21 protein-coding genes and 1 pseudogene are annotated in these 17,701 nt (G+C 72.9%); 8 read left to right on the plus strand and 14 right to left on the minus strand.

Features of this window, described 5'->3' with window-relative positions; genetic code table 11:
* The first annotated feature begins 249 nt into the window (after positions 1–249).
* Positions 250–633: a hypothetical protein gene (locus tag ACZ56V_RS24445; protein WP_356372515.1), complete on the plus strand. Its 384-nt coding sequence runs from the start codon at positions 250–252 to the stop codon at positions 631–633.
* Positions 634–650: 17 nt separating this feature from the next.
* On the opposite strand, the gene ACZ56V_RS24450 is transcribed toward ACZ56V_RS24445, so the two are convergent.
* Together ACZ56V_RS24450 and ACZ56V_RS24455 are read right to left on the minus strand one after the other, a co-directional pair.
* Positions 651–1,142: a flavin reductase family protein gene (locus ACZ56V_RS24450; protein WP_398908443.1), complete on the minus strand. Its 492-nt coding sequence runs from the start codon at positions 1,140–1,142 to the stop codon at positions 651–653.
* A 220-nt stretch (positions 1,143–1,362) separates the two neighbouring features.
* Positions 1,363–2,196, minus strand: a complete 834-nt coding sequence (locus ACZ56V_RS24455) for an ATP-grasp domain-containing protein (protein ID WP_468945195.1) — start codon at positions 2,194–2,196, stop codon at positions 1,363–1,365.
* Between the two features lie 160 nt (positions 2,197–2,356).
* Between ACZ56V_RS24455 and ACZ56V_RS24460 the strand changes: the two genes are divergently transcribed.
* Positions 2,357–3,091, plus strand: coding sequence for a TetR family transcriptional regulator (locus ACZ56V_RS24460; protein WP_467379878.1), 735 nt, complete (start codon positions 2,357–2,359; stop codon positions 3,089–3,091).
* A gap of 195 nt (positions 3,092–3,286) precedes the next feature.
* Positions 3,287–3,709 (plus strand): Zn-ribbon domain-containing OB-fold protein, encoded by a 423-nt coding sequence (locus ACZ56V_RS24465; protein ID WP_467379877.1) that lies wholly within the window; start codon positions 3,287–3,289, stop codon positions 3,707–3,709.
* 7 nt (positions 3,710–3,716) lie between these two features.
* On the opposite strand, the gene ACZ56V_RS24470 is transcribed toward ACZ56V_RS24465, so the two are convergent.
* Complete coding sequence (locus ACZ56V_RS24470; protein ID WP_467379875.1) at positions 3,717–4,124, minus strand: PPOX class F420-dependent oxidoreductase; 408 nt, start codon at positions 4,122–4,124, stop codon at positions 3,717–3,719.
* Positions 4,125–4,172: 48 nt separating this feature from the next.
* The gene (locus ACZ56V_RS24475; protein ID WP_468945200.1) at positions 4,173–5,354 is read right to left on the minus strand and encodes a MalY/PatB family protein; all 1,182 of its coding nucleotides are present in this window, start codon (positions 5,352–5,354) and stop codon (positions 4,173–4,175) included.
* Between the two features lie 150 nt (positions 5,355–5,504).
* On the opposite strand from ACZ56V_RS24475, the gene ACZ56V_RS24480 reads away from it, so the two are divergent.
* Positions 5,505–6,848 (plus strand): S1 family peptidase, encoded by a 1,344-nt coding sequence (locus ACZ56V_RS24480; protein WP_468945203.1) that lies wholly within the window; start codon positions 5,505–5,507, stop codon positions 6,846–6,848.
* Between the two features lie 73 nt (positions 6,849–6,921).
* Here the strand turns inward: ACZ56V_RS24480 and ACZ56V_RS24485 are convergent, their stop codons facing one another.
* Complete coding sequence (locus ACZ56V_RS24485; protein WP_356372657.1) at positions 6,922–7,107, minus strand: hypothetical protein; 186 nt, start codon at positions 7,105–7,107, stop codon at positions 6,922–6,924.
* A 150-nt stretch (positions 7,108–7,257) separates the two neighbouring features.
* Positions 7,258–8,424: an ROK family protein gene (locus tag ACZ56V_RS24490; protein ID WP_467379869.1), complete on the minus strand. Its 1,167-nt coding sequence runs from the start codon at positions 8,422–8,424 to the stop codon at positions 7,258–7,260.
* A gap of 167 nt (positions 8,425–8,591) precedes the next feature.
* Between ACZ56V_RS24490 and ACZ56V_RS24495 the strand changes: the two genes are divergently transcribed.
* Positions 8,592–9,794: a Gfo/Idh/MocA family protein gene (locus ACZ56V_RS24495; RefSeq protein WP_398908428.1), complete on the plus strand. Its 1,203-nt coding sequence runs from the start codon at positions 8,592–8,594 to the stop codon at positions 9,792–9,794.
* A gap of 32 nt (positions 9,795–9,826) precedes the next feature.
* On the opposite strand, the gene ACZ56V_RS24500 is transcribed toward ACZ56V_RS24495, so the two are convergent.
* Positions 9,827–10,522, minus strand: coding sequence for a L,D-transpeptidase family protein (locus ACZ56V_RS24500; RefSeq protein ID WP_398908427.1), 696 nt, complete (start codon positions 10,520–10,522; stop codon positions 9,827–9,829).
* Between the two features lie 155 nt (positions 10,523–10,677).
* Positions 10,678–11,478, minus strand: coding sequence for an SDR family NAD(P)-dependent oxidoreductase (locus tag ACZ56V_RS24505; protein ID WP_398908426.1), 801 nt, complete (start codon positions 11,476–11,478; stop codon positions 10,678–10,680).
* 49 nt (positions 11,479–11,527) lie between these two features.
* On the opposite strand from ACZ56V_RS24505, the gene ACZ56V_RS24510 reads away from it, so the two are divergent.
* Positions 11,528–12,067 carry a hypothetical protein gene (locus tag ACZ56V_RS24510; RefSeq protein WP_468945208.1) on the plus strand — a complete coding sequence of 180 codons (540 nt, stop codon included), beginning with the start codon at positions 11,528–11,530 and terminating at the stop codon, positions 12,065–12,067.
* On the opposite strand, the gene ACZ56V_RS24515 is transcribed toward ACZ56V_RS24510, so the two are convergent.
* From ACZ56V_RS24515 to ACZ56V_RS24530, 4 genes are all read right to left on the minus strand, one after another.
* The gene (locus ACZ56V_RS24515; protein WP_398908422.1) at positions 12,051–12,977 is read right to left on the minus strand and encodes an SDR family oxidoreductase; all 927 of its coding nucleotides are present in this window, start codon (positions 12,975–12,977) and stop codon (positions 12,051–12,053) included. The two genes, ACZ56V_RS24510 and ACZ56V_RS24515, sit on opposite strands and share 17 nt — an antisense overlap.
* A 172-nt stretch (positions 12,978–13,149) precedes the next feature.
* The gene (locus ACZ56V_RS24520) at positions 13,150–13,779 is read right to left on the minus strand and encodes an MBL fold metallo-hydrolase (RefSeq protein ID WP_398908420.1); all 630 of its coding nucleotides are present in this window, start codon (positions 13,777–13,779) and stop codon (positions 13,150–13,152) included.
* Entirely contained in the window at positions 13,779–14,867 is a 1,089-nt protein-coding gene (locus ACZ56V_RS24525) for an S-(hydroxymethyl)mycothiol dehydrogenase (protein WP_468945213.1), read from the minus strand. Before ACZ56V_RS24525 ends, ACZ56V_RS24520 begins: the two co-directional genes overlap by 1 nt.
* A gap of 127 nt (positions 14,868–14,994) precedes the next feature.
* A complete protein-coding gene (locus tag ACZ56V_RS24530; RefSeq protein ID WP_356372675.1) occupies positions 14,995–15,279 on the minus strand; it encodes a hypothetical protein in 285 nt (94 codons plus the stop codon).
* 180 nt (positions 15,280–15,459) lie between these two features.
* On the opposite strand from ACZ56V_RS24530, the gene ACZ56V_RS24535 reads away from it, so the two are divergent.
* Complete coding sequence (locus ACZ56V_RS24535; RefSeq protein ID WP_356372677.1) at positions 15,460–15,825, plus strand: nuclear transport factor 2 family protein; 366 nt, start codon at positions 15,460–15,462, stop codon at positions 15,823–15,825.
* Between the two features lie 25 nt (positions 15,826–15,850).
* Here ACZ56V_RS24535 and ACZ56V_RS24540 read toward each other — a convergent pair whose 3' ends face one another.
* Both ACZ56V_RS24540 and ACZ56V_RS24545 read right to left on the minus strand, forming a co-directional pair.
* Positions 15,851–16,861 (minus strand): CU044_5270 family protein, encoded by a 1,011-nt coding sequence (locus tag ACZ56V_RS24540; RefSeq protein WP_398908416.1) that lies wholly within the window; start codon positions 16,859–16,861, stop codon positions 15,851–15,853.
* Positions 16,854–17,435: an RNA polymerase sigma factor gene (locus ACZ56V_RS24545; RefSeq protein WP_403873863.1), complete on the minus strand. Its 582-nt coding sequence runs from the start codon at positions 17,433–17,435 to the stop codon at positions 16,854–16,856. Before ACZ56V_RS24545 ends, ACZ56V_RS24540 begins: the two co-directional genes overlap by 8 nt.
* Before the next feature lie 75 nt (positions 17,436–17,510).
* Between ACZ56V_RS24545 and ACZ56V_RS24550 the strand changes: the two are divergent.
* A pseudogene (locus tag ACZ56V_RS24550) lies at positions 17,511–17,701 on the plus strand (aa3-type cytochrome oxidase subunit I); the annotation flags it as partial.

The following is a 17,701-nucleotide window of genomic DNA, read 5'->3' on the forward strand; positions in this document are numbered from 1 at the left end:
ATGTTTTCATACGTCTTGCAAACCGGAAGGCATATATAAATACTGCTCACGGATCGCGACCCGGCCGCCCCGGAACGCGTCCGCACCTGCCGCGAACATCTCGGCCGCCGACTCCTACCCGCTCCGGCGCACCGGGTGTTCCGGAGCGGGCATCGCCTGCGCGAGCGCCCGCGGCGGTCCCGGTCGTCCCCTGGACCGGGACCGCCCCCACCCGTCGCCCACCCCCTCGACGCCGCACACCCGGAAGCGATGATCATGCCCCTGACGACCACGCGCATCAGCCCGGACTGGCCCTGCCAGGTCAAGGCCCCCGGCAGCTACGACTGGGAACGCTCGGCCACCAGGTGGCTGCGCGAGCTGGTCCCGGCGCGCTACGCCGGCTATCCGGCCCTGATCCGGCACCCGGTGCTGCTCGCCCGCCATGCGCAGCTCCAGGTCCAGCAGGAGATCCGGGTGGCCCGCACCGCGCTGCAGACCGCCCGGGCGGACCTGCCGCGGCTCGGCCTGCACGAGGCGGCCATCGAGCACACCATCAAGCTGTACGCGGCGGAGGTGCTCCAGTTGCAGCACATCGCGCGCAGCGTACGGGCCGTCACCGAGGCGCTGGCCGAGCGGGGCGCGGCCGGACGCTGACCGGCCGGCGGCGCACCTCAGTCCACCGGGTGCCCGGGCCGGATGGTGCGGGCGTCGGCGAGCCGCAGCAGCGGGCCGTCAAAAGTCTTCCCTCGCCCGCCCCACTCGACCGGCTCGAGGACGAAACCGACGTGGTCGCCCCCCGGCATCCGCTCCACGACCCGGCCGACGAACCACGCCTCGGCGTCCTCCAGTACGGGGGCCCCGCCGTACGCCTCCCGCCAGCGGACCCGCCGGAACTTGTCCACGTCGTCGCCGGACCGCCCGCCGAACAGCTCGGCGGTCCCGCGTTGGTCGCGGGCCAGCAGGTGGACCGCCAGGAGATCGGCGGACCGTGCGACGCGGAAGGTCCGGTTGACGTCGGAGATCCACACGGCGTACCGCACGGGCCGGATGGAGCACTGCGAGGAGAAACCGACCAGACAGCCGGCCCGTTCTCCGTCCGCGGCGGCCGTGACGACGCACATGTCCGGGTCGAGCCGGTCCAGGAACACGTCCATGGCCGCCATGCTAGGCCCTGTCGTCACATTCCCGTCGTCCGCCCGAAGGGCGGGCCCGGCGGCGTCAGGTGCGTGCTCTGGGGGTCCCCCGGCCGGAGGCTGGGGGAGTGCCGGGCGTCGACCGGCGTACTGGTGGTACGTGGTCGGCGCCCCGGTGCGGCGAGAGTGCGCGCATGGCGTCGCCGGGCAGGTGGGAATGTGACGACAGGGCCTGGGCCGCCGGGGCGGCTCAGGTGGTGAGCAGGCGCCGCAGGGCCGTGCGCAGGGCGGTGACGAAGGCGTCGCGGGCCGGCTCGTCGAGGGCGTCCAGGGACAGGTAGGGGTTGAGGTCCTCCAGCTCGACCAGCAGCAGCTCGCCGTCGGGGGCGCGGCAGGCGTCGACGCGCTGGATGCCGTGGTCGATGCCGTTCCACTCGATGAACCGCCGTGCGAAGCCGAGGTCGGCCACGGTGGCGTCGTACGGCTCCAGTTGCCAGCGGCGGTCGGGGTGCGGCGCGTGGAGGGCGTACTGGTAGTCGTGGTCGACGAAGTAGAAGGAGACCTCGTAGACGAAGTCGACGCGCGGCTGGACGAGCAGGTCCCCGTTTCCGGCCAGTGCGTCGGGGACGCGGCCCGCGGGGACGATCCTCAGGCCCGCCGAGTCGGCGCCGAGCCTGGGCTTGACGACGTACTCGTCGGCGACGGGCAGCCGGTGCAGGTCCTCGGCGCGGTCGACGGTGGGGATGACCGGGAAGCCCGCGGCGGTGAGGTCGGGCAGGTACTGCTTGCCGATCATGTCGGCCCTGCCGGTGAGCTGGTTGTAGACGCGCGTCCCGCGCTCGGCCGCGCGCTCGCGGAAGGCGTCGTACGCGGCCTTGTACTCCAGCACGGGCCCGCTGTTGCGGACGACGACGGCGTCGAAGGCGTCCAGCAGAGCGGCGGCGTCCCGGGGGTGGCACAGGCCCAGGTCGAACTCCTCGCGCAGCCGCGCGGTCAGGTAGATGTCCTCGTCGCAGTAGCGCCGCCCGCGCGCCTCGTAGGCCAGGTCGGTGACGTACAGGATGCGGGGGCGGGCGAACGGCATACGGGACTCCTCCGGGGCTGATCGGAAGTGATCGTATGCGACGGGTGTGGCGAGGTGGCGGGTGCGGTCAGACGCAGTCAGATGCAGGCAAGCGCACTCAGTTCCCTCCCATTACTGCACTGAGTGCCATCCACCTCGGCGGGCTGCTACGTTCCCCTTCATGAGCACCAGCAGCGCGGCTCCCCGCCGCGGGGACGGGACGGACCCGGCGGAGGTCCGGCCACCGATGCGGGAGGCGCTGGTCTCGGCGGCGTTCCGGCTGTTCCTCGAGCGGGGGTACGAACAGACCACCGTGGACGACATCGTGACCCTCGCCGGCGTCGGACGGCGCTCCTTCTTCCGGTACTTCCCGTCCAAGGAGGACGTGGTCTTCCCCGACCACGAGCGGTGCCTGACCGACATGGAGGCGTTCCTGGCCCGCTCCCCCGAGGACGCCGACCCGGTGCGGCGGGTGTGCGACGCGGCCCGGCTGGTGCTGCGCATGTACGCCGAGAACCCGGCGTTCTCCGTCCAGCGCTACCGCCTCACCAAGCAGGTCCCCGGGCTGCGCGCCTACGAGTTGTCGGTGGTGTGGCGCTATGAGCGCGCCCTCGCCGAGTACCTGCGCGGGCGGCTGGGCGGACGCCCGGACGGGATCCTGCGCGCCGACGTCATCGCGGCCGCCGTGGTCGCGGCGCACAACAACGCCCTGCGGTCCTGGCTGCGTTCGGACGGCCGCGACGACGCGGGTGCCGCGGTGGACCACGCGCTGGCGTACGCGCAGTCCGCCTTCGGCGACGTGCCCGTGCCGCCGCGCGGCACCTCGCCCGAGGACGTCGTGGTGGTGGCGGCGCGCCGCGGGACGCCCCTGTGGCAGGTACTGCGGGAGATCGAGGACGCGTTCGGGCGCGACTGACGGTGGGGAGGCGGCCGGGAGACCACGGCTCGCACACTCGCCCGCTCACGGCAATCCGGGGTACCGAGTGCCTTTACGAGTGACACTGAGTGCCATACGCTGTGGTCCGTGCACGGTGGCACGGTGAGCCGCGCACACGCGTGCCCGGTGACCGCGCACGCGGGATTCCGGCCCGAGTGCAGGGAGTTGACCAGCGTGTACCACTCAGGAAACGTCGCTCAGCAGGCAGCCGGCCCCGCGACGGGCCTGCTCGACCCGAAGGCCGAGAGCCGGACCGCGGACACCGAGGCCGTCTTCTACCAGCGCTGCACCTGGTGCGGCACCGCCATGTACCACCGGGTGCTGTGCCCGGTCTGCCGCGGCAGCGAGCTGCGGACGGAGCGCAGCGAGGGCACGGGGACGGTGCGCCACGCCACGGTGGTGCACCGCAACACCCCCGCCGCGCGCAATGTCTCCCTCATCGAGATGGCCGAGGGTTTCGTGCTGCGCGGCCGGGTCATGGGTCCGCTCATCGGCATCCACAGCGGCGACCGGGTGCGGCTGTCCACGGCCAAGGACCCGGTGCGCGGCGAGCCGGTCTTCCAGCTGGTCGACGAGCCGTACCGGGCCTGGACCTGAGGGCCGGTCAGTTTCCGGAAGCCGGCCCGGGCGTGAGCGTGATGCGGATGCCCAGGGTGCCGTCGAGCCCTCTGCGCAACCGGCTGCCGAGGAGGGTGAGCCGGCCGACGACGCCGTACTTGCGGGCGAGCAGCCGCCGGTAGCGGGCGGTGGTGGCCGGGTCGCAGATCTCCGCCGTTCCCGGGACCTGGGCGCCGGTCGGCCTGCCGCGCACGTCGCAGGGGCCCACCAGGACGTCGGCGCGGTTGCGCACGCGCTTGACCTTCCAGGAGTCGGCCACCGTCCAGACGCCGAGCGCGTCACCGTCCCGCACGACCCACACCGGGGTGGCGACCGGGGTGCCGTTCTTCCGGTACGTGGTGACCAGCAGGTACTTGCCGGAGCCGAGCCGGTCCAGTGACGCGTCGTCGTCCATGCCGGGAAGTCTAGGCGCCCCCGCGCCGGCGCCCGGCGCCGCCCGCGCTCACTCCAGGACCGACGCCATCCTGCGCACCGCCTCCGTGAGCACCTCCGGCGAGGTCGCCAGGTTGAGCCGTACGTGCCCCGCCCCGCCGCTGCCGAAGGGGATGCCGGAGCTGAGGGCCACCCGGCCCCGGTCGAGGAAGACCGCCGCCGGGTCGTCACCGAGGCCGAGGGCGCGGCAGTCGAGCCAGGCCAGGTAGGTCGCGTCCCCGGGGCGGTGGACGACACCCGGGAGCCGCTCGGCGAGCAGGCCGGTGAGCAGCCGCCGGTTCTCGTCGAGTCCGGTGAGCACGGCGTCCAGCCAGGCGGTGCCGTCGCGCAGGGCGGCGGTGTGGGCGAGGACGCCGACGTGACTCGGCCCGTGACCGACCTCCTCGGGCATCCGCGCCAGGTCGTCGGCGGCACCGGGTCCTGCGACGGCCAGGGCCGCCTTGAGGCCGGCCAGGTTCCAGCCCTTGGACGCCGACATCAGCGAGAGGCCGCGCTCGGCGCCGGGCACGCTCAGGTAGGGCACGAACCGCGTGTCGGGGGCGGTGACGACCGGGGCGTGGATCTCGTCGGCGACGACCCGGACGCCGTACCGCTCCGCGAGGGCGGCGACGGCCGCCAGCTCGCCGGCGGTGTGGACGGTGCCGGTCGGGTTGTGCGGGCTGCACAGCAGGAAGGCCGCCCGGCCGCCGCCCGTGACGGCCCGCCGGAACTCCTCCTCCAGCACGCCGAGGTCGATCCGCAGGTCCGGACCGAGCGGCGACTCGACCACGCGCCGGTCCAGGTGGGTGACGAACTGGTAGAACGGCGGGTACACCGGCGGGTTGACGATCACCGGGTCGCCGGGCCCGGTGACGAGCTTGAGCATCTCGACGACGCCCAGCATCACGTCGGGCACGATCGCCGTGCGTTCCACCGCCAGGTCGTCCCAGCCCCACCGCTTGCCGGCGAAGGCGGCGAGGGCCTCGGCGTAGGCGGTGCCGACGGGGTAGCCGGTGTCGCCGAGTTCCATGGCCCGCGTCACGGCGCGCACGACGGGTCCGGCGAGCGGCACGTCCATCTCGGCCACCCACAGCGGCAGCACGTCCGCGGGGTAGGTGCGCCACTTCATGCTGGTACGCCGGCGCAGCTGGTCCGGCGTGAGCGCGCGCAGGGGGTTCGGTTCACCGGACTGGTCCCACGGGATGCTGGTCATGGGGCCAAGATAGGTCGCCGCGGCGGCGCGGGGAACCGGACGCCCGCCCGGTGAACACGGACGTTCCCGCCGCCGTATGGGAGGGGGGCGCTCGACGTCCGGAGGCCCCCGCGGCGGCGACGCCGCGCGGTCGGTTTCGGGAGCGCACGCATGAGGCACGCACGACGACGCATCGTCCGGCGAGTGGCACGGCTGGCGGCGGTCGGCGGACTGCTGCTCGGGGGGACGATGGTCACCCGGGCCGTGGCGAGCGAGCCCCCCGACGCGTCCGCCGCACCGCGCACCCTCGCCCAGAGCGCCTCCGGCGCGGGCGCCGGCCTCGTCTCCCGGCTCGGCACCGACCGCACGGCGGGTCACTGGGTCGGCTCCGACGGGCGGCCGGTGGTGGCCGTCACGGACGAGCGCGCGGCCGAGGCGGTGCGGCGGGCGGGGGCCGTGGCGAAGCGGGTGCGGCACAGCATGTCCGAGCTGAGGTCGGCGGCCTCGACGCTGCGTGCGGCCCCCCGGGTGTCCGGTACGGCCTGGGCGCTGGACTACCGGTCGAACGAGGTGGTGGTGCGCGGCGACCGCACGGTCTCCGGGTCCGACTGGTCGCGGCTGACGGGCGTCGCTCAGGGCATCGGCGGGTTCGTCCGCATGGAGCGCACGGAGGGCATCTTCAGCACCCGGCTGAACGGGGCGGAGCCGATCCTGTCCACGGCGGGGCGCTGCTCGGCGGGGTTCAACGTGACCAACGGCACGAGCGACTTCATCCTGACCGCGGGCCACTGCGGGCCGACGGGCTCCGTCTGGTTCGGCGACGGCCGGGGTGACCGGCAGGTCGGCACGACGGTGGCCGGAAGCTTCCCCGGGGACGACTTCTCCCTGGTCGAGTACGCGAACGGCAAGGCGGGCGACGGCGCCGACGTGGTGGCGGTCGGCGACGGCAAGGGGGTACGGATCACGGGGACGGGTGAACCGGCGGTCGGGCAGCGGGTGTTCCGCAGCGGGAGCACCAGTGGGCTGCGCGACGGCCGGGTGACGGCGCTGGACGCGACGGTCAACTATCCGGAGGGCACGGTCACCGGCCTGATCGAGACCGATGTGTGCGCCGAGCCCGGGGACAGCGGTGGGCCGATGTTCTCCGAGGGCGTCGCGCTCGGTGTCACCTCGGGCGGCAGCGGTGACTGCGCCAAGGGCGGCACCACGTTCTTCCAGCCGCTGCCGGAGGCCATGGAGTCGCTCGGGGTCCGGCTCATCGGCTCCGGACGGCAGGGCACCGCCGCGGGCACCTCGGCAACCGCGTCACCGGGCGCCGCGGCCCCGGGGGCGTCGGCGCCCGCGACGGGTGTCGGCGGGTCGCCCCTGCTCGCCCGGCTCGCGGACCCCCGCAACGTCGGCCCGGGGCTGCTGATCGTCGCGGGCAGCCTGGTGGCGCTGGTGGCCACGCGGTGGATCCGGGCGGAGCAGGACCGCAAGGCGTACCGGCGGCACTACTCGGCGACGTGGGGCTGACGGAGGCCGGTACGAGGTCCGGCCCGTGCGGGCTGCCGGGGGCGGCCGGGACGGCGAGGAGCCCGGGCGCCGGTCAGGCGGCGGTCACGGACTCCGGGGCCGCGGTGGCCCACTCCATGACGAGCCGCTGGTACTCCGCGCGCTGCTCGACGCTCAGTGTCCCGCCCGACCGGAGCCACAGGGCTCGGATCTCCTCGTTGACCTCGGCAGCCGATCGCTCGGAGGAGGGTTCAACAGTGGTGGACATGCTGTGAAGCATACGGCGCCCGGCGTGAAGACGATGTGAGTAATCGCGAGCCAAACGGACATAACGGACCGTGTTACTGATCACGTCGGTGCTCCCATCTGTCAAGACCTGCGGGCGAGTTCGTTACCGCCGGATGTGTTCTGCCGCACACGGCTCACCTGTTCACACCTGTGCCGCCCCCAGCACCAGGACCTGGATGGCCAGTACGGCGGCGCCGCGCGCCCAGTCGTGGAAGTCGGACACCCGGGTCTCCAGGCCGACCGGGGCGGCCCGCGGATGCCGGTTGGCACGGACGGCCTCCTCCACCGTCTCGCCCGCCACGTCCATCAGCCCGACCCCCTCCCCGGCCAGCAGGATCTTCTGCGGCATCACGAAGTTGGCGATCTGCGCCACCAGGGTGCCCAGCGCCCGCCCGGCCTCCGTCATGACCCGCGCGGGCACGGGCTCGCCCGCGGCGGCGGAGGCGAGGATCTCCTCGTAGGTCCGGTCCCGGCCGGTTGCGGCCCGCACCTGGTAGCGGATGTTGGGGATGGTCAGCAGGGAGACGGCACTGCCCCGCCGCCCGTCGGGGGTGAGCGGACCGCCGTGCGGGTCCAGGATCCAGTGGCGCCCGAAGCCACGGTCCTCGTCCCCCGCGTACGGCACCCGCCTGCCGCCCAGCACCAGTCCGTACCCGATGCCGGCGCCGATGGTGAGGACGACGAACCGGTCCAGGCCGCGCCCCGCCCCGAACCAGGTCTCGGCCTCCACGAAAGCGGCCGTGTCGTTCTCGACGACGACCGGCAGCCCGGTGCGCTCCTCCACGAGCGCGGCCAGCGGCACCCCCCGCCACCCCAGGAAGGGGGACTCACCGACGACGGCCCGGTCCTCGACGAGTCCGCCGACGCCGATGCCGATCCCGCCGAGCGCGGGCCGGCCGCGGGACAGTTCGGCGGTCATGCCGGCCAGCAGGGCGACGACCTCCGCGGGGTCGTGGGTGGTGAGCGGGCGGTCGTGGCGGGCGACGATCTCGCTCCTGAGGGTGGTGACGACGCCGTACACCATGTCCTGAGTGATCTTGAAGCCGAGGAAGTACCGGGAGTCCGCGACCACGTCGAGCGGCCGGGACGGACGGCCCTGCCGCACTCCGGCCCCGCCGCCCGCCTCCGGGACCTCCACCAGCAGCCCCGACTCGATGAGCGGCTTGGTCAGCCGGGTGAGGCTGCCGGGCGAGAGGCCGAGCCGCCGCGCGATCTCACTGCGGGACAGGGGGCCGTGCACGAGGACCTCGATCGCCACGGAGCGTTCCCCGGGGCTCAGGGGCGGCCAGCTGTCGGCACGTGTGGGCATGGGCTCGTGTCCATTTTCTTCCGCATCGGAAACAACAGGGCCACTGTAAGCCGCTGTGGACCACGGGAGTAGGGCGAAAGGAAGGAGACGCGACCCCTTGACGGTCGGATTGTTCCGCGCCAAAAGTAAGTGGTCCAGTCGTACGACCAGTGAAGGGCACGCCATCCATGACGTTCTCCCTCGGCATCGTCGGTGCCGGCCAGTTCTCCGGACAGTTCGCCAGGCTGTTCCTGGCGCACCCGGGTGTGCGCGACGTGTTCGTCACCGACCTGCTGCCGGAGCGCGCCGAGCGGGTCGCCGCCGCCGAAGGCCTGACCGGCACCTTCCCGAGCTACGAGGCGATGCTGGAGTCCGCCGCGGTCGACGCCGTCGCGGTCTTCACCCAGCGCTGGACCCACGGCCCACTCGTGCTCCAGGCGCTGGCCGCGGGCAAGCACGTGTACTCGGCGGTCCCCATGGCGGTCAGCGCCCAGGAGATCGCGGAGATCATCGACGCGGTCGGGACCACCGGACTGACGTACATGATGGGTGAGACCAGCCAGTACAACCCGGCGACGGTGCACGCCCGCAACAAGATCGCCGAGGGTGCCTTCGGCAGGCTCTTCCACGCCGAGGGCGACTACGTCCACGACATGGACCTCGGCTTCTACGACGCGTACCGGTACAGCGGTGGCGAGGACTGGAAGGCCACCGCGAGCTATCCGCCGCTGCTCTACCCCACGCACTCGGTGGGCGGGGTACTGGGCGCCTGGCGGACGCACGCGGTCAGTGTCTCGGCGATCGGTGTGGTCGACGAGCGCGGGGACGGGGTCTTCGACCGGTCGGTCAGCCGGTTCGACAACGACGTCTCCAACGCGACCGCGCTGTTCGAGGTGGCCGGTGGCGGTTCGTTCCGCACGAACGAGTTCCGCCGGGTCGGCTACCCGTCGCACATCAGGGAGTCCCGTTTCCGGTTCTTCGGCACCGAGGCGAGCATGGAGCAGTTGGCCACGGTGGCACTGTGGCAGGACAAGACCGGGGTGGAGGACATCAGCGAGCTGCTGGAGCCCAAGCCCACCACGTCCCCGGACGACCCGTCGCTCCGGCACATAGCGCCGGAGCTGCGGGCCGCCTTCACCTCGGGTTCGGCCCCCGTGCACGACCGGGGACGGCTGCCGCGGACGTTCGACCGGATGCACAACGGGCACGAGGGCAGCCACCACTTCCTGGTGGACGACTTCGTGACCGCGGTCAACTCCCGGGCCCTGCCGCCCGTGAACGCCTGGGTCGCCGCCCGCTACACCCTTCCGGGCATCGTCGCGCACGAGTCCGCTCGGCAGGGCGGGGTCCGTCTCGCGATCCCGGACTTCGGGGACGCCCCCGAGCAGTAGGCGCCGCGGCACGCGCCGGGCGCCCGTCTCGGTCAGGTGCCCGGCTTGCGGCCGTACACGTAGACGTCGTCGCCCTTCTTCAACAGCGACCAGTACTTCTTGGCGGTGGTCTTCGTCATGTTGACGCAGCCGTGGGAGCCCGGCGGGTTCCACATGCTGACGCCGACGGAGTGGAAGGCCTGGCCGCCGTCGAAGAACTGGCTGTAGGGCATCGGCACGTGGTAGATGGTCGAGACGTGGTCGATGTGGCGCCAGTAGACCTTCTTCAGGCCGGTGCGCGTCTCGTAGCCGTTGCGTCCGGTGCGGACCGGCACCGGCCCGTACACCAGTTTCTTGCCGTCCTGGATCCAGCTCAGCTGGAGGCTGAGGTTCACACAGGCGATACGACCCTTGTTGGTGGGGCACTTGCCGGATTTGTTCGGGTTCTTGCCGACGGCCTTCTGCTTGGTCATCAGGTCCATCACACCCCAGGTGACGGGCCCCGCGTAGCCGGCGTTCGGCTGGATGCCGTGCTTGGTCTGGAAGGCGCGGATGGCCTTGCAGTCGGCGGTGGACTGCTTGCCGTCGGCCGTGCGGCCGAGGAACTTCTCCACCTTCTTCTGGTACGGACCCGCCTTCGCGGTGCAGCTCGCGGCCTGGGCCGGTGCCGCCGTGAGCGCGAGTGTGAGCGGTGCCACCAGTGCGGTGACCCCGAGTGCGACGGCTCCCCGTCTGCGTTTGTCCCCCATGGCCGGTCATGCCTTTCGCGTCGAGGCGGTGCGCTGTGCGGAAGGTCGCCTTCGTGCGATCCCGGCATGCTAGACCGCCGTCCGGCGGCTTTGGTTGCGTGTCGCAGGCCGCCGGGACGCGACCGTGACAAACACCACCGGACCGCCCTTGTCCGTCAGTCCGCGCCTTCCGCCTCCGCGACGGCCCGCCGGAAGCCGGTGTTGACCGCGGTCAGGCCGCCGTCGACCGTCAGGGTGGTCCCGGTGATCCAGGCGGCGTCGTGCGAGGCGAGGAAGGCGACGGCCGCCGCGATGTCCTCGGGCTCGCCGACCCGCCCGAGCGGGTACAGCCCCCGTACCGCGGCCAGTTCCTCGTCCCGGCCCTCCCAGGCCGTGGTGCGCACCGTGCCCGGCGTCACCAGGTTGACGCGGACGCCGCGCGGGGCCGCGTGTCCGGCGAGGGTGCGGGTCAGCGAGCCGAGACCGGCCTTCGCGGCGCTGTAGGCGTGGTTGCCGAAGTCCTGGACCCCGTTGACCGAGCCGATGCTCACGATCGCGCCGCGCCCCGAGGCCGCGAGGTGGGGCAGGGCGGCCCGGCAGCAGCGGTAGGCCCCGGTGAGGGTGATGTCGAGGTCGCGGGCCCAGACCTCGTCCGGCTCGTCCTCGAAGAGCGGGGCGTCGGGCGTGCAGGCGAAGGCGTTGTTGACGAGCACGTCCAGGCCGCCGAAGGTCTCCACGGCGTGGGCGACGGCCGCCTCCACGGACGCCCGGTCGCCCACGTCGCAGGGGAACGCGGCCACGTCGAGCCCGTCGTCCGCCAGCCCCTGCGCCCTCCGCCGCGCCGCGGGGAGGTCCACGTCGGTCAGCAGCACCCGGGCCCCCTCCGTGGCGAGCCGGCGTGCGGTGGCCGCGCCGATGCCCCGGGCCGCGCCCGTCACGAGTGCCGCGTGGTCGGTGAATCGCCTGGTGTCCGTCATGGGCCCGACCGTACTGCCGCGACGATCACACGGGCGATACCGTGCGGTCATGTCCGCGTTCCTGCAGCAACTCCCCGCGCTCATAGGCGTCGTCATCGGCGCCCTCGGTTCCTATCTCGCCGTGGTCCGCAGCGACCGGGCCCGGTTCGACCGGGAGACGGCGGCCCGCTGGGAGGAGCGCAGGCTCGCGGTGTACGCCGACTACGCGCGGACCGTGAAGACCTCCGTGACGCTGACGTACCGGGTCGCCGCCCACCTCGGCAACGACCCCCACCCGCATCCGCTGACCCCTCAGGAGGCCGCCCCCGCCCAGGCCGAGGCCACCGTCGCCCGGGACCCGGCCGGTGAGACGCTGCTCCTGCTGGGAAGCAAGGACGTGGTGGCGAAGGCGCGGGTCTGGGTGGTGGCCGTGATGGAGATGGAACGCTTCCTGCGCGAGGAGACCCGCGACCCGGACGCCTGGCGGGCCCTGCTGGAGCGGCAGCGCACCGCACGCGAGGGCTACTACACGGCCGTGCGCGAGGACCTCGCCCTGCCGCCGGGGCACGGCGCCCGGTGGCCGTTGCCGCCCGTCAGCGGTAACCGGTGACGTCGGCCGGTTTGTCCGCGTCCTGGACCTCGACGAGATAGCGCCAGGCGTCCGGGCGGCTGCCGTCGAGGTCGGTGAAGCCGTACTGCTGGGCCAGGCCGCCGCTGGAGAGGGACTGGCCGTTGAAGCGCGCCACGGCAGGATCGGCGGCGAGGGCGGCGACCGCGCGGCCGACGTAGCGGGGCGTCTCGGAGATGGCGAAGTGCGGGACGCGGTCGAGGGCGTCGCGCCAGTTCTCCTCGCGCACGCCGAAGTGGTCGAGCATGATCTCCGAGCGCAGCCAGCCGGGGGTCAGCGCGACGGCCGTGGCGCCGCGCGGCCCCACCTCGTGCCCGAGGGAGAAGGCCATGCGCAGGACGGACGTCTTGGCGAGGTCGTAGAAGAACGAGTTGCGGTAGTGGTCGCGGTTGTAGGCGTCGGTGCCGTCGGTGACCTCGACGACGAGTCCGCCGGGGCGGCGCAGCAGCAGCGGCAGGGCGTGGTGGCTGGTGATGGCGTGGGTCTCGACGGCGAGCCGCAGCAGCCTGAGCCCCTTGTCGAGGTCGTGCTCCCAGACCGGGCTGTCCCACTCGAAGAGCGTCTCGCCGCCCCAGATGTCGTTGACCAGGACGTCGAGGCGGGCGTGTTCGCTGGCGATCCGGTCGACGACGGTGGCGACCTGCGCCGGGTCGAGGTGGTCGGCGGGTACGGCGATGCCGTGGCCGCCCGCCTCGGTGACCAGGTCGGCGGTGTCCTCGATCACCTCGGGACGGTCGTACTCCGAGCGCCGGGCGCGGGTGCTGCGGCCGGTGACGTAGACGGTGGCGCCGGCCGCGCCCAGTTCGACGGCGATGCCCCGTCCGGCGCCGCGGGTCGCTCCGGCGACCAGTGCGACCCTGCCCGCCAGCGGACCTTTCGATGACCCTGTCATGTCCGGCTTCCGTTCCTCTCCCTCACGTCCCGCACGAACTCACGTCGCGTACGGGTCACGCCGCCCACGGGCGATGTCGTGTTCGAGAGTGCCCGGGAAGCCGGACATCTTCTGTCACCTTTTACCGCGTGTCCCGCGTCTACCGGGACGAGCGGGACGCGGCCGCGCCGGTCTAGTGCCCGCGCCTGATCCATTCCTCCAGGTGCGGGGCCTCGGCGCCGATGGTCGTGGAGTCGCCGTGGCCGGTGCGGACCTCGGTCTCGGGCGGGAGGACCAGCAGCTTGTCCCGGATCGAGTCGATGATGGTCGGGAAGTGGGAGTAGGACCGGCCGGTGGCGCCGGGCCCGCCCTGGAAGAGGGTGTCGCCGGTGAAGACGGTGCCGAGGCCGGGGTCGTAGAGGCAGACCGCGCCGGGTGCGTGGCCCGGGGTGTGCAGGACGGTCAGGTCGGCGCCGGCGGCCTCGATGACGAGGTCGTCGGTCAGCCACGCGTCCGGGTCGCGGTCGGGGTGGGTCTGCCGCCACAGGGGCAGGTCGTCGCGGTGCAGCCAGATGGTGGCGCCGGTGCGCTCGGCGAGGGCGGGGGCGGCGTCGATGTGGTCGTTGTGGGCGTGGGTGCACACGATGGCGGTGAGCCGCCGGTCCCCGACGGCCTCGGCGATCGCGTCGGCGTCGTGGGCGGCGTCGATGACGACGACCTCGTGGTCGTCGCCGACGAGCCAGACGTTGTTGTCGACGTCCCAGGTGCCGCCGTCGAGGCTGAACTGTCCCGAGGTGACGAGGCGTTCGATGCGGGCGGCCATCAGAGCACCACCACCGAACGCAGCACGTCACCGGCGTGCATCCGGTCGAAGGCCTGCTCGACCTGGTCGAGACCGATGGTCTCGGTGACGAACTTGCCCAGGTCCAGGCGGCCCTGGAGGTGGAGGTCGATGAGCATCGGGAAGTCGCGGGAGGGCAGGCAGTCGCCGTACCAGGAGGACTTGAGGGAGCCGCCGCGGCCGAACACGTCGAGCAGCGGCAGCTCCAGCTTCATCTCGGGGGTCGGCACGCCGACGAGGACGACGGTGCCGGCCAGGTCGCGGGCGTAGAAGGCCTGCCGATAGGTCTCGGGGCGGCCGACGGCCTCGATGACGACGTCGGCGCCGAAGCCGCCGGTCAGTTCCCGGATCGCGTCGACGGGGTCGGTCTCGCGGGAGTTGACGGTGTGGGTCGCGCCCATGCCCCGGGCGGTCTCCAGCTTGCGGTCGTCGATGTCCACGGCGATGACCTTCGACGCACCCGCCAGGTGGGACCCGGCGATCGCCGCGTCGCCGACGCCGCCGCAGCCGATGACGGCGACGGTGTCACCGCGGCCGACGTTGCCGGTGTTGATGGCGGCGCCGATGCCGGCCATCACCCCGCAGCCGAGGAGCCCGGCCACCTCGGCGGAGACGGCCGGGTCGACCTTGGTGCACTGTCCGGCGGCGACCAGGGTCTTCTCGGCGAAGGCGCCGATGCCGAGCGCCGGGGACAGTTCCTGGCCGGTGGAGGCGAGGGCCATCTTCTGCTCGGCGTTGTGGGTGTCGAAGCAGTACCAGGGCCGTCCGCGCAGACAGGCCCGGCACTTGCCGCACACGGCACGCCAGTTGAGGATCACGAAATCGCCGGGGGCGACGTCGGTGACACCGGCGCCGACCGACTCCACGACGCCCGCGGCCTCGTGGCCGAGCAGGAAGGGGAAGTCGTCACTGATGCCGCCCTGCTTGTAGTGCAGGTCGGTGTGGCACACCCCGCAGGCCTGGATCTCGACCACGGCCTCGCCCGGGCCGGGGTCCGGCACGACGATCGTCTCGATGCGCACCGGCTCGTCCTTGCCCGGCGCGATCACGCCGCGTACTTCCTGCGCCATGGTCCTGACCCCTTCCTCGGCCGTTCAGCGTTCCCCCCAGACCCTACGCGCAAGTGATCGTGAAGGGGCAGGTGGCGGGGCGGTTCACGGGATCCGGCCGACCGGGCCGTCAGGCTGGACGCGGGCGTCAGCCCAGGGCGGGGACGACGCCGAAGAGGGGCGAGACCAGGCCGGTGACCTGCTGGAGCTGCTGGAGGTCCTGCAGCCGGTTCAGCTGCTGGGACGGGAGCGGCATCCGCGCCCGGTCCTCGGCGGGCATGTCGTTGACCGCGAGCGAGTCGAGGGTGTTCGTCACGCTGAGCTTCTTCGTGCCCAGCGCGCCCCCGTCGGCCGCGCTCGCCATGGGGACGGCGAGGCCGGTGACACCGGCGGCGAGTCCGACGACGGCGACGATACGTCGTGTTGAGATCATGTCCTGAGCAACGCTGGCGCCCCGGGACGGACACGGGCGGGCGGCGCCGCTCACCCGTGAGGACCAGTGTCACGGGTGCCGTTGCCGAGGGCGCCGGAACGGAGGAACCTCGAAAGGAGAGGGCCGAGACGGCCCGTTCCCGCTGCGGGCCGCGGCCTTCGCCCTTCGAAGGAGGTCGTCATGAGTACCACGGCAGGCCCCGGCTTCGACACCGAAGCGCTGCGCCGGGGCATCGAAGGAGAGACGGCGGCACCCCTGTTGTCGCTGTACGCGCGGGACGCGGAGGTCCGCATCGTCGACCGGTACGACCAGCCCAGCCGCCCCAAGGTCCTGCACGGCCGGGACGAGATCGCCGAGATGCTCGACGACGTCTACAGCCGCGACCTGACCCACCGGATGGAACGCTGCGTGGTCCAGGGCGACCAGGTGGCGTTCAGCGAGGAGTGCACCTACCCGGACGGGGTGCGGGTGCTCTCCGAGTCGATGCTGTCGCTGCGCGACGGCGAGATCGTCGAGCAGACCATGATCCAGGCCTGGGACGAGTAGTCCGGGGTCTCGGGAGACGGTCGGGTCAGCGTGTCCAGGCGCTGTACTCCATGACGTCGCCGGCCGCGACGCCGTACTCCGGCTGTGCCTCGGTGAAGGTGGTCTCCAGACCGAGGACGGCGCCGGTGTCCGGGTCCATGATCAGCATGCGGCGCACGCCGGTCAGCTCGTGGACGTAGGCCTGGCCGTGCCGCCCGAGGCGGTCGGTGACCTCTCCGGCGGGCCGCAGTCCGCCGGTGTCCGCGAGGAGGCGGACGAGTGCCGCCGACTCGCGGGCGCCCAGGGTCCAGTTGTCGAGGAGCAGGTCGGCCGCGTCGAGCAGCTGGGAGGTGTTCATCGAGTCGGTCTGCTGGGCCTCCTCCAGGTAGGCGCGCAGCCGGCCGGGATCGTGCGGCGGCCGGGCCTGGGGCGGGGCGTCGCTCCAGCTCGGCGGGTACGTCGTGTCGCTGATGACGTGGCCGTCCTCGACCCTGCGCGGGTTGCCGTCCGCGTCCTCACCGATGACCGGGCGGCCGGGGTGGCGCGGATCGGTGGCCACCACCAGCTCGGTGTGCCGGCCGTCGGCCGTCCAGCGCACGACGCGCTCCTCGGGCAGCGTGATCGGAGGCGCGTCGTCGGACATGCCGAGGCTCCAGGACTGTACGTGCGTGCCCCTGCGCAGGGCCGGCCCGCCCTCCGCCGCGGCGGCCTCGGCGCGCTCGGCGAGCCGGTCCAGGGAGACGGGGGTGGCGTCGGCGCGCACGGCGAGCGGGCGGGGCGCGGCGACGGCGGGCGGGGCGCTCGGTCCGCCGAGCAGCAGGGCCAGTGCGGTCACGGCGACCACGGCGCCGGCGGCGAGGCTCCAGGCCAGGCGGACGCCGCGGCGGCCTGACCGCCGGCCGGACCGTGGCCCCCGGGAGGGCGTGGCGCGGGTCCGTGCGTGCAGCAGCCGGTCCAGGTGGTGGGCGCCGCGGTGGTCGAGCGGCCCGTCGGCGAAGGGCGGGGCGTCGGCCGGCACCGGGTTGGCGCGGCGCAGGAGGTCGAGTTCGTCAGCCATGGCCGTGTTCCTTCGCGGGGGTGGCGTCGACAGCGGTCGCCGGATGCGGGCGGTGCGGGGCCGGGGCGGATGCCGGGCCCATGCGGTCGATCTCCGTTCTCAACCGGGCGCGGGCGCGGTGCAGGCGCATCGACGCGGCCCGGCTGCCGCAGCCGAGGGCGACGGCCAGCTCGTCCACGCCCAGCTCCTCCCAGGCCGTCAGCCGCAGCACCTCCTGGTCCTTGGCGGAGAGTCTGCCGAGGGCCTCGTGCACCCAGCCGCCGGGCGGCTCCGCCTCGGGCCCCGAGGCGATGTGCCGCCCGTGGGCGGCGTCGTCGTTGCCCAGCCGGGCGAGGAGCCGGCGGCGGCGTCCCTGGCCGCGTACCGCGTTGGCCAGGCAGTTGCGTGCCACCCCGTACAGCCAGGGCAGCGGGGTGTGCGGCAGTTCCGCACGGCGGCGCCAGGCCACCGTGAAGACCTCGGCCACCACTTCCTCGACCTCGCCCGTGCGCCCGTCCAGCCGGCGCGCCACATAGCGGCTGACCGCCCAGTAGTGCTCCCGGTAGGCAGCGGCGAAGATCTCGTCGTTGCTCATGCTCCGTATCTGTCCGGCACCCTCGTGATCGTCACGGGTGATTTCGTGACGCTCGTCTCGTCCGTCGAGTGTGACGTGCGGGCCGGGCGCGGACACAGGCGGGGCGTGAGGAACCTCAAGAGCATCAAGTGGCTGACGACCACGGACCACAAGACGATCGGCACGCTGTATCTGGTGACGTCGTTCGCGTTCTTCGTGATCGGCGGCGTGATGGCGCTGTTCATGCGCGCCGAGCTCGCCCGGCCCGGTCTGCAGATCATGTCGAA

Source organism: Streptomyces sp. NPDC034099, assembly GCF_055575415.1.